Genomic DNA, 13,632 nt, shown 5'->3' with positions numbered 1-13,632 from the left:
AAAGTAGTCCGTGAGCCGACGAAAGCTATGGACAGCCTGAGAGGAAGTTAGTACTGTCGGGCACCATCAATATGTTTCGTCGAGATGAACTACCGGCACAGTAGTTCTCGACCGTGGCCTTCAGGCGGCGCAACACGTCCGAGGGTCATGACCGGCCAGCGACGGCCACCCCGGGTCAACGCCGCACCACGGGCGACTCGGCGCGGGCACGCGCCACGGGTCGACCGACCGCCCGTACCCGACAACCTCCGACCAGCTCCGACGCGCCACCCTGCCCGGTGTCGCGGGCGATCCGGCTCGCCGCTGACATCGGAGCCGACCAAGCATCCATATCGGACGACCGTGGCCGCCGCCACGGCCGGGGATCCCGTGCGGCCAGGGAGGGGCCGGCGGGACGCCAGCACGCGACAACGCACCTCTGACGACACCTGACACCGACGGGCCGAATCCGCCCGGTTGTTCCCGGACCGTGAAAGAGGCATCCATGAACCCATCCGCACCGCGGGCTCGGCTCTCCGGGAGCCGGCTCCGGAGATCGGTGGCCGCCATCGCCACGATGGCGCTGCTGCTGACCGCCGGTTTGACCGGCTCCCCGGCGAACGCGCGTCCGATCGACACCGAGCGGTCGGCCACGGCCGGGACCAGCTCCTCGACGCAACTGCAGGCCCAGGTCCTGACCTGGACCGCCGGCGACAACTTCCTGTCGTACCTGTCGGCGCCGACCACCGCCACGGCCGGGCCGGCCACGCTGGTCTTCGAGAACAGCCGGGCCACCGGCAACACCACCGGCATGCAGCACACGCTCACCTTCGAGACGGGCGACCCGAGGTACAACAGCGACGTCGACGTGAACATCCTGGCCGACCCGACGGACGCCAACGGGGGCCGCTGGACCGTCGACGTGGTGTTGTCGCCCGGCACCTACCGGTACTTCTGCTCCATCCCGGGCCACGGCGGCATGACCGGGCTCCTGGTGGTCAGCGGCGGCAGCTCGGACACCACGCCGCCTACCGTGACCGCCACGGTGTCCGGGGAGAAGGATTCCACCGGGGCGTACGTGGGCAGCGCGACCGTGACCCTGTCGGCGACCGACAGCGGCTCGGGCGTGGACCGGGTCGAGTACTCCCTGGACGGCGGGGCGTACGGCACCTACTCGGCGCCGGTGACGGTGAATCAGCCGGGTCAGCACACGGTGAGCTACCGGGCCACGGACAAGGCGGGCAACACCTCGTCGCCGCAGTCGGTGTCGTTCACGGTGGTCGAGACGCCGCCGACGGACACCACGCCACCCACGGTGACGGCCGCGGTGACCGGCCAGCGGGACGCCAACGGCGCGTACGTGGGCAGCGCGACGGTGACGCTGTCGGCCACGGACACAGAATCGGGCGTGGACCGGGTCGAGTACTCCCTGGACGGCGGGGCGTACGGCACCTACTCGGCGCCGGTGACGGTGAATCAGCCGGGTCAGCACACGGTGAGCTACCGGGCGACCGACAAGGCGGGCAACACCTCGTCGCCGCAGTCGGTGTCGTTCACGGTGGTCGAGACGCCCCCGGCGGACACCACCCCGCCCACGGTGACGGCGACGGTGACGGGGGAGAAGGACGCGAACGGCGCGTACATCGGCAGCGCCACGCTGACCCTCTCCGCCACCGACACCCAGTCGGGCGTGGACCGGGTCGAGTTCTCCCTCGACGGGCAGCCGTACGCCACCTACTCCGCGCCGGTCACGGTGAACCAGCCGGGCCAGCACACGGTGAGCTACCGGGCGACCGACAAGGCGGGCAACACGTCCTCGCCGCAGTCGGTGTCGTTCACGGTGGTCGAGCCGACGCCGACCGACACGACCCCACCGACGGTGACGGCCGCGGTGACCGGTCAGCGGGACGCCAACGGCGCGTACGTGGGCAGCGCGACGGTGACGCTGTCGGCCACGGACACCGAATCGGGCGTGGACCGGGTCGAGTACGCGCTCGACGGCGGCGCCTACGCCACGTACTCGGCGCCGGTGACGGTGAATCAGCCGGGTCAGCACACGGTGAGCTACCGGGCCACGGACAAGGCGGGCAACACGTCCTCGCCGCAGTCGGTGTCGTTCACGGTGGTCGAGACGCCCCCGGCGGACACCACCCCGCCCACGGTGACGGCCGCGGTGACCGGCCAGCGGGACGCCAACGGCGCGTACGTGGGCGGCGCCACCGTCACCCTGTCCGCCACCGACACCCAGTCGGGCGTGGACCGGGTCGAGTTCTCCCTCGACGGGCAGCCGTACGCCGCCTACTCCGCGCCGGTCACGGTGAACCAGCCGGGCCAGCACACGGTGAGCTACCGGGCGACCGACAAGGCGGGCAACACGTCCTCGCCGCAGTCGGTGTCGTTCACGGTGGTCGACCCGCCGGCCCCGGACACCACCCCGCCGACCGTCACCGCCGCGGTCTCCGGTCAGCTCGACGACGACGGCGCGTACGTCGGCAGCGCCACGGTCATCATTTCGGCCAGCGACAGCGGCTCGGGCGTGGACCGGATCGAGTACTCCCTCGACGGCGGCGCCTACGCCCGGTACTCCGCGCCGGTCACGGTTAACCAGGCGGGCCAGCACACGGTCAGCTACCGCGCCACCGACAAGGCCGGCAACACCTCCGGGGCCGCCTCGGTCACCTTCACGGTGGTCGCCAGCGGGCCGCAGCCGGAGTGCGTGAAGGACACCCGGCCCACCGTGTGGTTCGGCACCGTCGACAGCGGTGTGCCCAACCGGGTGGTGGCGGGCGACTGCACCATCAACAACGTCATCGAGGACGAGCGCCCGTGGCCGAACCACGGCCAGTTCGTCTCCTACGTGAACGAGGTCGCCGAGCACCTGCACCACCTGGGCGTCATCAGCCACCAGGAGCACGGCAAACTGACCAGCGCCGCCGCCCGCTCGGGCGTCGGCAAGCCGGACACGAAGAACGGCTACCAGGCGATCCTCGACGACACCGCCGCGTCCTTCGGCAAGTGGCAGCAGGTCGGCGCGGGCGGCTTCACCCGCAACGCCGACGGGTCGATCACCAGCAAGCCGGTGCCCGGGCTCGGCATGCTCTGGTACCCGGTCGCCCAGTACGGCGACTTCTCGCTGAAGTTCCAGTGGCGCGACGACGCGCCGGGCGACGCCCGGGCCAACAGCGGCGTCTTCGTCCGCTTCCCGGACGTGCGCCGCCACCCGGCGGAGTCCCGGCCGGAGTGGGTCGCCATCAAGTACGGCCACGAGCTGCAGATCCTCGACCGGCCCGACGGCGACCAGTACAAGAGCGGCTCGGTGTACGGCTTCGACCAGGTCAACCTGGCCGGCGCGGGGGTCACCCCCAAGGGCACCTGGAACGACTACGAGATCCGGGTGGTCGGCCAGCACTACTCCGTGTTCCGCAACGGAAAGCTGATCAACGAGTACGTCAACCGGGCGGACGCCGTGTTCAGCCCGCCCCGGGCGGACGACCCGGGCGGCGCCGGCCGGCAGCACGCCACCGGCTACGTCGGGCTGCAGAACCACGGGACAGGCGACGTCATCAGCTTCCGCAACGTCCGGATCGCCCCGCTGACCCCCTGCTGCCCCGGCGGCGCGGCGGGCGGCCCGAACTCCTGCTGCTGATCGAGCGAAAGGGAACCACCATGGCAAGGAACAGGATCGACAGACGTACCCTGCTGCGAGGCCTCGCCGGCTCCACGGTGGCGGTCAGCGCGGCCAGCCTCGCCGGCGCGCTGCCGGCCGGAGCCGACCAGGGGGGCCAGGGCAAGCTGATCCCGCAGGGGCACCTGGGCATCCAGCTCTACAGCGTCCGCGACAAGATCTCCCAGGTCGGCTTCGCCGCGGTCTTCGAGGAGCTGTCCCGCATCGGCTACCGGGAGGTGGAGTTCGCCGGCTACACCCAGGGCTCGGTGGGCGCCATCACCCCGGAGCAGATCCGTCAGCTGCTCGACGACAACGGGCTGAAGGCGGCCGGCAGCCACCGCGGGCTGCGAGACTTCCGCACCAACTTGGAGTGGGAGCTGGACGTCGCCGAGATCCTCGGCATGCCGGCGATCGGCACCGCGGAGGCGCCCACCGGCAACCGGACCATCGCCGGCTACCAGGCGGCCGCGGCCGAGTTCAACGCGTGGGGCGAGGCCGCCACGGCCCGCGGCCTCAAGCTCTACCAGCACAACCACACCATCGAGTTCAGCTTCGCGACGGACCGGCCCGACGTGCGGCTGTACGACCTCTTCCTGGAGCTGACCGACCCCCGGTACGTGTTCCTGGAGATGGACATCCTGTGGGCGTACGGCGGGGCGCGGAAGTACCCGGGCTTCCGCCCGGTCGACTACGTCAACGCCCACCCGCACCGCTTCCCGCTGTTCCACGTCAAGGACGGCGTGCCGCTGCCCAACCCGCAGCAGGGCAACTCCTACCTCGACGTGGAGTTCGGCGCCGGGGTCATCCCGTTCGCCGAGTTCTTCGGCGAGCTCAAGGGCCGGGGCCGCTTCGAGTTCCTCTGGGAGCAGGACTCCGCGCCGGGTGCCCAGCCGAACCCGCCGGGCTCGCTGGGCGCCGCCGAGCGTAGCTACCAGCGCCTGGTCGAACTGCGGGGTGCCCGATGAGCTCCTGGCGGCTGGTCGAGGACGACCCGGCACCCGAGGCCGGGCCGACGAGCGGGGCCGGGCCGACGAGCGAGGCCACCGGTCCGCTGGGCGGCCGGACCGAGCGCCCGCGTACCGGTGCCCGGCGGATGCTGGTGGTCGCGGCGACCGTGCTGCTCACCCTGATCGGCGCCGGCGGGCTAGCCGTCGCCGGCACCGGGATGTTCGCCGAGAAGCCGGAAGGTTGCAGCAAGCCGGACCGCAGCATCCAGCTGTACGCGGTGGAGCTGCCCAAGGACGGCACCCAGATCCGCCTGGGCTACGGCCTCACCCCGCAGACGGCCTCCTACCCGGGCCCGCTCATGGAGATGATGGAGGGGGAGTGCCTTGCCATCACCCTGCACAACCAGGTGTCCGCCGAGACCCTGGCGGCGCTGCGCACCGACCCGGCCCACCCGCTCGGCGTCTCGCTGCATGTGCACGGGGTCAAGTACACCCAGCAGTCCGACGGCACGGTGCAGAGCGGGTCGTACGTCCCGCCGGGCGAATCGCGGACCTACACCTGGTACGCCCAGCCGCGCAACAACCGGACCGGGGCGCAGGGCACGGCCGGCTACTGGTGGTACCACGATCACGTGGTGGGCGGCCCGCACGGCACCCAGGGCCTCTCATCCGGCCTCTTCGGTGGCGTGGTCGTCCGGCGTCCCGGCGACCCGAAGCCGGACCGGACCTACACGGTGGTCTTCGGTGACCGGCAGAGCATCAACCTGCGCCGTGGTGCCGCCACGGACACCTGCACCGAGGTGAACCCGCAGCCGGGCCCGAGCTGTCTGGTCGCCCGCAAGGGCGAGCGGGTGGAGTTCGTCGTGGTCGGCATCGGCAACGACATGCACACCTTCCACCTGCACGGACACTCTTGGGCGGACACCCGCACCGGGGTGATCAGCAACAACGGGCAGCCGTTCGTCGACTCCATACCGATCATCGACAACAAGACGCTCGGCCCCGGCGACTCCTTCGGCGTGCAGGTGGTGGCCGGCGACTCGGTCGGACCGGGGCACTGGATGCTGCACTGCCACATGCAGTTCCACTCGGACGCCGGCATGTCGACCATGCTGCACGTCCTCGACGAGAACGGGAACATGCCGCCGGGCATGGACCACCAGCACGGCGCCAGCACCGCCGGCACTGCGGGCACTGCGGGCGCCGCCTCGGCGCCCGCCGCCGGCGGCGGTCAGCACCAGCACAACTGACGGGTCCCTGGCTGCTGGCCTCCGTCGAGGGGCCAGCAGCCACCGGACCGGCACCACCACCCGCGACACCGCCGCACCGGCCGCCCCACCCGGGTGGCGCCGGCGGTCGCGCGGCCAATGCTCCGGTGAGCGCCTCACCTCACCGGCAGATGGACGACCCGGAAGAACCTGTCCCTCAATCCAGGAGGAGTCGAGATGGCCGACAGACGCCATTTCCGGTTCTCCCGATGGGTCGGACGCCTCCGCGCCGACTCGACGGGATCCACCACACCCACACCGCTCACCGCAGCTGTACCGCGTCGCACCCAGGGGCGCCGAATCGGTGCCCTGGCGTCGAGCGCCGCCCTGGCGCTCGGTGTGCTGGCCCTGCCCGCCCAGGCGGTCACCCCCGCGGCGGCCGCCGCCGAGGCCGCCGCGGCGGTCAAGGTGCTGGTCTTCCATGGCCCGGTGGACAAGCAGGACGACCCGGTCGCCCGGGCCACCGCCACCATCCGTGAGCTGGGCGAGCAGCAGGGCTTCAGCGTCGACGACTCCGCCGACCCGGCGGTGTTCACCTTCGGCAACCTGGCCCGCTACCGCGCGGTGGTGTTCCTCTCCGCCAACGGCGTCACCCTCAACGAGGCCCAGGAGGCCGCCTTCCAGGCGTACGTGAAGGGCGGCGGCGGTTTCGTCGGCGTCCACGACGCGGCGCGCGCCCAGCCGGAGTCCTCCTGGTTCACCGGCCTGATCGGCACCCGCCCGGCCGCCAGCCTGCCGAACGCCGAGAAGCCCGTCTCGGCCACCGCGAGCGCGGAGAACCCGCCGAACGAGACCGCCGCGAAGGCCATCGACGGCTCGACCGGCACCAAGTGGCTGACGTTCAACCCGACCGGCTGGCTAGCGGCGAAGCTGGCCAAGCCGGTGGTGGTGAGCCGGTACGCGCTCACCTCGGCCAACGACTTCCCCGGCCGCGACCCGAAGAACTGGACCCTGCAGGGCTCGAACGACGGCTCCACCTGGACCGACCTGGACAGCCGCAGCAACGAGACCTTCCCGCAGCGGTTCCAGACCAAGCAGTACAGCTTCACCAACACGACGGCTTACCAGCACTACCGGCTGAACGTCACCGCGAACAGCGGGGAGCCGCTGGTGCAGCTGGCGGAGCTGTGGCTGATTGGGCCGGACGCCGGGCCCGCGCCGGACAGCACGGTGCAGAAGGCCACCATCGACCTCACCGACCGGCAGCACCCGGCCAACAAGGACCTGCCGCTGACCTGGACCCGCTCCGACCAGTGGATCAACTGGGACCCCAGCCCGATCGGCAAGGTCCACACCATCGCCCAGGTCGAGGAGAACACCTACAACCCGGGCCTGAGCGGTAACGGCGCCTTCCACCCGATCTCCTGGTGCCAGGACTACGAGGGTGGCCGGTCGTTCTACACCGGGATGGGCCGGACCGAGGCGAGCTGGACCAGCGACAAGCAGTTCCAGGGCCACCTGGCCGGGGCCATCAAGTGGTCGGCGGGCCTGGTCCGCGGCGACTGCCAGGCCACCATCGCCTCGAACTACCAGATCGAGCGGCTCACCACCACCAACCAGTCGGGGCAGCTCGACCAGATCGGTGAGCCGCACGGCCTCACCATCGCCCCCGACGGCAAGGTCTTCTACATCGGCAAGGCCGCCTGCCCGAGCGGGCCGATCGTCAGCTGGGACGACCCCAAGGTCGGCCTGGGCTGCGGCACCATCCACCAGTGGGACCCGAAGACCAAGCAGGTCAAGCTGCTCACCACCCTCGCCGTGATGGGCAACCGCGGCAGCGGCAGCGAGCTGGTGAAGAACGAGGAGGGCCTGGTCGGCATCACCCTCGACCCGAAGTTCGCCCAGAACGGCTGGGTCTACGTCTACTGGATGCCGCACGAGTCCATCGACCGGGACAAGCGGATCGGCAAGCGGACCGTCTCCCGGTTCACCTACGACGCCGCAAACCAGACGCTCGACCAGAGCACCCGCAAGGACCTGATCAGCTGGGACACCCAGATCCACAGCTGCTGCCACGCCGGTGGCGGGATGACGTTCGACGAGAGCGGCAACCTCTACATCGGCTCCGGTGACAGCAACTCCTCCGGCGGCTCCAGCGGCTACTCCGGCAACAACTGGACCCAGGACTACAAGGGCACCTCGTTCCAGGACGCCCGCCGTACCTCGGGCAACACCAACGACCTCAACGGCAAGATCATCCGGATCCACCCGGAGGCGGACGGCACCTACACCATCCCGGCCGGGAACCTGTTCACCGGCAAGGAGGAGGGCGGCGGCAAGACCCGCCCGGAGATCTACGTGATGGGCGTGCGCAACATCGCCCGGATCGCCTGGGACCCGGTCAACCACTGGCTGACCGCGGCCTGGGTCGGCCCGGACGCCGGCGCCCCGAGCCCGGACCTCGGTCCGGCGAAGTACGAGACCGCCACAATCATCACCTCGGCGGGCAACCAGGGTTGGCCGTACTGCATGGGTAACCGGCAGCCCTACCGGGACCGCAGCAACACCGACGCCAACGTGCTGACCGGCTGGTACGACTGCGACAACCTGAAGAACGAGTCGCCGCGCAACACCGGCCTGGTCAACATCCCGCCAGCCCGGGACAACATGATCTGGTACTCGCCGCAGGGCGGTGGCCCGGTCTACCCGAAGCGGACCGACGGCAGCGGACTGCCCTCGTACGTCGTGGGCGAGGAGACCTTCACCCAGCCGTACCTCAAGGGCGGCGGTCAGGCCATCATGGACGGCCCGACCTACCACCGGTCGAAGGTCGACACCAACAGCGGCGTCGCCTGGCCGGCGTACTGGGACAACAAGTGGTTCATCGGTGACGAGTCCAACGCCAACAACCGGATCGCCGTCACCGTCGACCCGGCCAAGGTCGCCAGCGCCGGCCCGCCGGCGTTCGCCGAGGACCTGCGCCAGATCATCCGCTCCGGCAGCGGCGGCACCCAGCTCCAGTCCTGGATGGACGCCAAGTTCGGCCCGGACGGCGCGCTATACATGCTGGACTACGCCGGTGGCTTCTTCAGCCTGCACTCGAACCAGAAACTGATCCGGATCACGTACAAGGGTGGCGAGGCGACGCCGCGGCCGAGCGACGCCACCTGGCAGGCGGTCACGCCGAGCCAGCCGAAGACGATCGCGTTCTCGTCGGCCCGGGCCGGCGGCGTGGCGTGGGAGTGGAACTTCGGTGACGGCAGCGCGCCGTCGCGCGAGGCCAACCCGACCCACACCTACGCGGACTACGGCACCTACGAGGCCACCCTCAAGGTGACGTACGCCGACGGCCAGGTGTCCACCGCGAAGATCACCGTCACCACGGGCTGCCCCGCGCCGGACACCCGCAAGACGGTACAGCTGCTGGACACCGACACCGGCGTGGCCAACCACGTAGCCGGCGGCGGCTGCACGATCAACGACCTGATCGACGACGAGCGGAACTGGACGAACCACGGCCAGTTCGTCAGCCACGTCGCCGACGTGGTCAACGACCTGCGGGCCGGTGGCATCGTGGACAACAAGGAGGCGCAGAAGCTGCAGACCTCCGCGGCCCAGTCGAAGATTGGCAAGGTCGCCGGGTACCAGTCACTCTTCGACGGCACCGCGGCGTCGCTCGCCGACTGGCGGCAGGCGCCCAGCGGGTCGTTCACCCTCCAGCGAGACGGGACCATCCGCAGCTCGGGTGGGCTCGGCATGCTCTGGTACGCCAAGGACGAGTTCGCCGACTTCTCGCTTCGGCTGAAGTTCCGGGACGTGTCCGCCGGCACCACGTACGCCAACAGCGGGGTCTTCACCCGCTTCCCGGACCCGCGGATCCCGCTGGATCAGCGGCCGGCCGGCAGTTGCGGCACGGTCGGCTCGGCCCGGAGCTCGCAGGCCTGGGTGGCGATCTACTGCGGCCATGAGATTCAGATCTACGACGGGCCGACCGGCGAGGTGCAGAAGACCGGGTCGATCTACAACTTCGACCCGCAGGGTCTGGACAAGGCCGGGGCGACCCCGAAGGGCCAGTGGAACGACTACGAGATCCGGGTGGTCGGCCAGCACTACACGATCATCCGCAACGGCGTGGTGATCAACGAGTTCGACAACACGCCCGGCAAGGCGTCGTCCCGTGCGGGTGACCCGCCGACCGACCTGCGGCAGTTCCTCAGCGGGTTCGTCGGGTTGCAGAACCACGGTACGAACGACCTGATCGAGTTCCGCGACGTGCGGGTCCGCTCGCTGTAATCCGTTCGGCGCCGGGCACGGGATCCTTCCGTGCCCGGCGCCCGCGCCGCTCACGCAGGTCAAAGGCCACTTCCCGGAAACGGGAGGTGGCCTTGCTGGCCCATGGGCAACATCCTCGCTCACCCGCGCCCGGTGGCCACCGGTCAGCTCGCCGCCGGGCTGGTGTTCTCTGATCTTGCAGACGGCACCTCGCACGATGGCTCGGCGCATGAGGAAGACTGGCGGGCATGGCTGACTTGGGCGATGCGAAGGCTGCGCTGCACCACTACCTCCAGGCGACTCGCGAAGACCTGATCTGGAAGCTCGACGGGCTGAGCGAACGCGAGGCCAGACTGCCCCGCACCGCGACCGGCAACAATCTGCTGGGAGTCCTCAAGCATTGCCTCAATGTCGAAGCCGGCTACTTCGGGCCTACGTTCGGGCGCGAATTCCCGACGCCTGAGGAACTGGTCCCCATGCAGGCGTTCGAGGAGGACCCGCAGGCAGACTGGTACGCGCGGGAGGAGGAGACGAAGGACGGGCTGATCGATCTGTATCGCCGTGTCGGGGTGTTCGCGGATCAGACGATCGAACAGCTACCGCTCGACGCGCCGGGGCGGGTGCCGTGGTGGCGGCCAGGTGCACAGGCCGTGACGCTGCAAAGGATCATCATCCACGTGACCTGCGACCTCGCTCGTCACGCCGGTCACGCCGACATCATGCGCGAGCAGCACGACACGGCGATCGGCCTGCGGCGGGAGAACACCAACATCCCGCACGACTATGACTGGCCGGCGTACGTCACCAAGCTGACGAAGCTGGCTGACCGCTTCGGATAGCCGCCGGGTCCCGTCGGTACAGTCGGTGAGTTCAGCGGTGACCTCGCTGCCGATTGCATACTCAGCTCTCGGTGACTGGCCGGGCTCTCAGCGCGTGACGGCAGCGAGCCGCTGCACGCTGTCCGCATGCGGCTGGTGGTGTCCGAAGCGTCCCTGATCAGCTTATTGATCCTGAGTCGGATGGGGTTTCCGGGGTCGTTTCCCACCGTGGTGGGGTCGCGTGGGCGTGGAAGTGGAATCCTGCGCCCAGGGCGGCTCCGCGTGGCTGGTGGCCGGTGGTGGGTGTGCTGGTCGTGTTCACGCCCTGGTGTCGGTGGGCTGCGCGGGGCAGCCTCCGGTCCGTTGGTGCGTGTCCCTCCGGACGCTTTCCCGCCGGGCCGTGGGGTCGGGTGGGGGAGGGTGCCCTGCGTCGCCTGGGCGCGGGGCGTGATGGCTTGCGCCGGGTGGGGCCGGTCTTCGACCGGTCTCCCCGGCAGGTCTTGGTGATGACCGCTGCGGCTTCGAGTTTGTCGACCACGGCGGGGATGACCATGTGCCCGCTGGTCTTGTCGGTGACGGTCTTTGCCTGGTGGGTGAGGCCGCGGGCGGCGATGCGCCGCCAGGCGCCCTGGTCGCGGTCGCCCTGCCAGCTGGCAGGACTGGTGGGGGCAGACGGCCCACCTCCAGCCCGCCACCATGTGGCGGTCGGGGGCCTTGCAGTGCCGTAGCGGGGTCAGGCACTGCGGGCAGTAGAAAGACCTCGAAGCGTTTGGGAGCTGAGGTCAGGAACGTCCTCCCTGGTGGGATAGACGGGCTTGATGTCCCAGACCTACCGAGGAGGACGTTCGTGGCCAAGCGTAGCGGGTTGACCCGAGGGGATCGGCGGCGGAACAACCGGATCGCCGTGTTGCGGGCGCTGGTGCGAGAGGACCGGGCGATCCTGGCGATCGATCTGGGTGAGGACAAGCAGGTCGCGGCGTTGATGGACCACGATGGTCGGGTGCTGGGGCGCAGGACGATGCTGGTCAAGGCTCATGCGTTGGGCGGGCTGTTGGCTTGGGCCGCTGGGCAGGCGGCTCGGCACGGGTATGCCGGGATCGTGGTCGGTTGCGAGCCGACCGGGCACCGCTGGCGGTCGGTGATGGGCCTGGCCGACGCCGCCGAGATGGGATTTGTGTGCGTGCAGTCCCTCGCGGTGCACCTGGCACGCGAGGCTGACGACTACACCCGTGGCAAGACCGACCATAAAGACGTGGTGCTCATCGGCAGGTTGATCGCTCGGCTGGACTGCTACCTGCCCGAACGCGTCGACGCCGACTGGGCTCGGCTGCGGCACCTGGGTGCCCGCCGGTTCCGGCTGGTCGTCGAGACCGTCGCGTGTGGGCGGCAGATCGCTGATCTGCTGTCGTGTTGTTGGCCGGCGGCGCTGGCGTGTGCGGCCAAGCCCTTGGACTCCACGACCTGGCTGGCGTGCCTGGCAGCGACCGTCGACCGCTGCGCTGGCGACCCGGCCCGGCTACGGCGGCTCGGCCGTGACGGGTTCTTCGCCGCCGCACGCGGGCAGCTGCCCCGCTTCGGCGCGAAGCGGCTGTGCCACCGGGTGGCCGGACGGTTCTTCGACGCCCTGGCCGATCGTGGCGGGGTGGGCGCCCAGCGCCGTGGTGGGCTGGAACGGGTGCGTTTCCTGCTCGACGACTGGCGTGCCGCCCTGGCCCGCCTGGATGATGTCGAGCAGCGCATGGTGGATGTCCTGGATACCCTGGGCCTGACCGACCTGGCCGCATCGATTCCTGGGGTGTCGGCAGTCGGGGCGGCGGTGATCCTGGCCGAGACCGGCGACCCGGCCCGGTTCGCCAGCGCCCGCAGCGTGGTCAAACACGCCGGGCTCAACCCGTCCGAGAACACCTCGGCCACCTTCCGCGGCGTGACCCGCGTGTCCCGGCGGGGCCGTCCCGGGCTGCGGGCCGCAGCATGGCGCGCCATGTGGGGCGCACTGCCCCACAACCCGGTCCTGGCCGACAAGTTCACCCACCTGACCACCCGCGAGCGCGGCCGGCTGACGCCGGCCCAAGCCCGGGTGGCCTGCGCCGCAGCCCTGCTGCGCTGGCTATACGCCATTGTCACTCACCGGCGGGCGTGGGATGCCGCCATCGCCGCTGGCGCCGATGACGCCTCCTGTCCCGCCCTCGCCGCCGCAGCCTGACCAGCCCCCGACGACCAGTGCGACCCACGACAACTGCATAGACCGCCCTCCGCCGCGGGGCGAGCCCGTAAGGCAGTTGAGCCACCAAGCTCGTCAAGCACCAAGGGCCGCCCCGCCGCACCCCGTACAAGCTCGGTTGCGCGCTGTCGGGACCCCGCCGAAGCGGGACAAGCCCGGTTAACGATCTACGAAGAGACGCGGGATGTGCAGCGGAGCCCCCGCCACCCACGGACGGCGACCACACCTACGCCGATCGGCAGCCGCCGCCGACCGGTCGCCCCCGCCTGCCCGCGACCGATTCCCCGCTGCCCACCACACGCGCACCCACGCAGCCGCACCACCGCGAACAGCGCAAACTCCCGATCCACGACACTCTCAGCGACCGACTTGACAACCAGCTCTTACGTTGGTGCTTGGAGGTGTTGCGGGCAGGCGTGGTGACCACGGCGATACCGGTCTCGGCGGCGAGGTGCCGCATCCGGTCGGCGATCTGCCCGCGCACCTGCTGCGACAGCCGCGTGTTCAGGGTGGTCCCCAT

General features: G+C 70.3%; 6 protein-coding genes. All 6 read left to right on the top strand.

Going from position 1 to position 13,632, the window contains the following annotated elements; translation table 11 throughout:
- The first annotated feature begins 538 nt into the window (after positions 1 to 538).
- The gene (locus FXF52_RS18240; RefSeq protein ID WP_222870563.1) at positions 539 to 3,625 is read left to right on the top strand and encodes a family 16 glycoside hydrolase; all 3,087 of its coding nucleotides are present in this window, start codon (positions 539 to 541) and stop codon (positions 3,623 to 3,625) included.
- Between the two features lie 20 nt (positions 3,626 to 3,645).
- Positions 3,646 to 4,611, top strand: a complete 966-nt coding sequence (locus tag FXF52_RS18235) for a sugar phosphate isomerase/epimerase (protein WP_148798121.1) — start codon at positions 3,646 to 3,648, stop codon at positions 4,609 to 4,611.
- Complete coding sequence (locus FXF52_RS18230) at positions 4,608 to 5,843, top strand: multicopper oxidase domain-containing protein (RefSeq protein ID WP_222870562.1); 1,236 nt, start codon at positions 4,608 to 4,610, stop codon at positions 5,841 to 5,843. The genes FXF52_RS18235 and FXF52_RS18230 overlap by 4 nt, the downstream gene beginning before the upstream one ends.
- A 195-nt stretch (positions 5,844 to 6,038) precedes the next feature.
- Positions 6,039 to 10,094 (top strand): ThuA domain-containing protein, encoded by a 4,056-nt coding sequence (locus FXF52_RS18225; protein WP_148798120.1) that lies wholly within the window; start codon positions 6,039 to 6,041, stop codon positions 10,092 to 10,094.
- A 227-nt stretch (positions 10,095 to 10,321) separates the two neighbouring features.
- Positions 10,322 to 10,912 (top strand): DinB family protein, encoded by a 591-nt coding sequence (locus FXF52_RS18220; protein ID WP_148798119.1) that lies wholly within the window; start codon positions 10,322 to 10,324, stop codon positions 10,910 to 10,912.
- Positions 10,913 to 11,738: 826 nt separating this feature from the next.
- Positions 11,739 to 13,094 carry a transposase gene (locus tag FXF52_RS18210; RefSeq protein WP_148798118.1) on the top strand — a complete coding sequence of 452 codons (1,356 nt, stop codon included), beginning with the start codon at positions 11,739 to 11,741 and terminating at the stop codon, positions 13,092 to 13,094.
- The last annotated feature ends 538 nt before the right edge of the window (positions 13,095 to 13,632 follow it).

The sequence above is a fragment of the Micromonospora sp. MP36 genome (assembly GCF_008119785.1).
Taxonomy (GTDB): Bacteria; Actinomycetota; Actinomycetes; order Mycobacteriales; family Micromonosporaceae; genus Micromonospora.
The sequence above is the reverse complement of the archived record's forward strand: the minus strand, read 5'-3'. Positions and strand labels throughout refer to the sequence as shown.

Coding starts and splice junctions, on each gene's coding strand:
- FXF52_RS18235 (WP_148798121.1), top strand. CDS start 3,646: ATGGCAAGGAACAGGATCGACAGACGTACCCTGCTGCGAGGCCTCGCC.
- FXF52_RS18225 (WP_148798120.1), top strand. CDS start 6,039: ATGGCCGACAGACGCCATTTCCGGTTCTCCCGATGGGTCGGACGCCTC.
- FXF52_RS18230 (WP_222870562.1), top strand. CDS start 4,608: ATGAGCTCCTGGCGGCTGGTCGAGGACGACCCGGCACCCGAGGCCGGG.
- FXF52_RS18220 (WP_148798119.1), top strand. CDS start 10,322: ATGGCTGACTTGGGCGATGCGAAGGCTGCGCTGCACCACTACCTCCAG.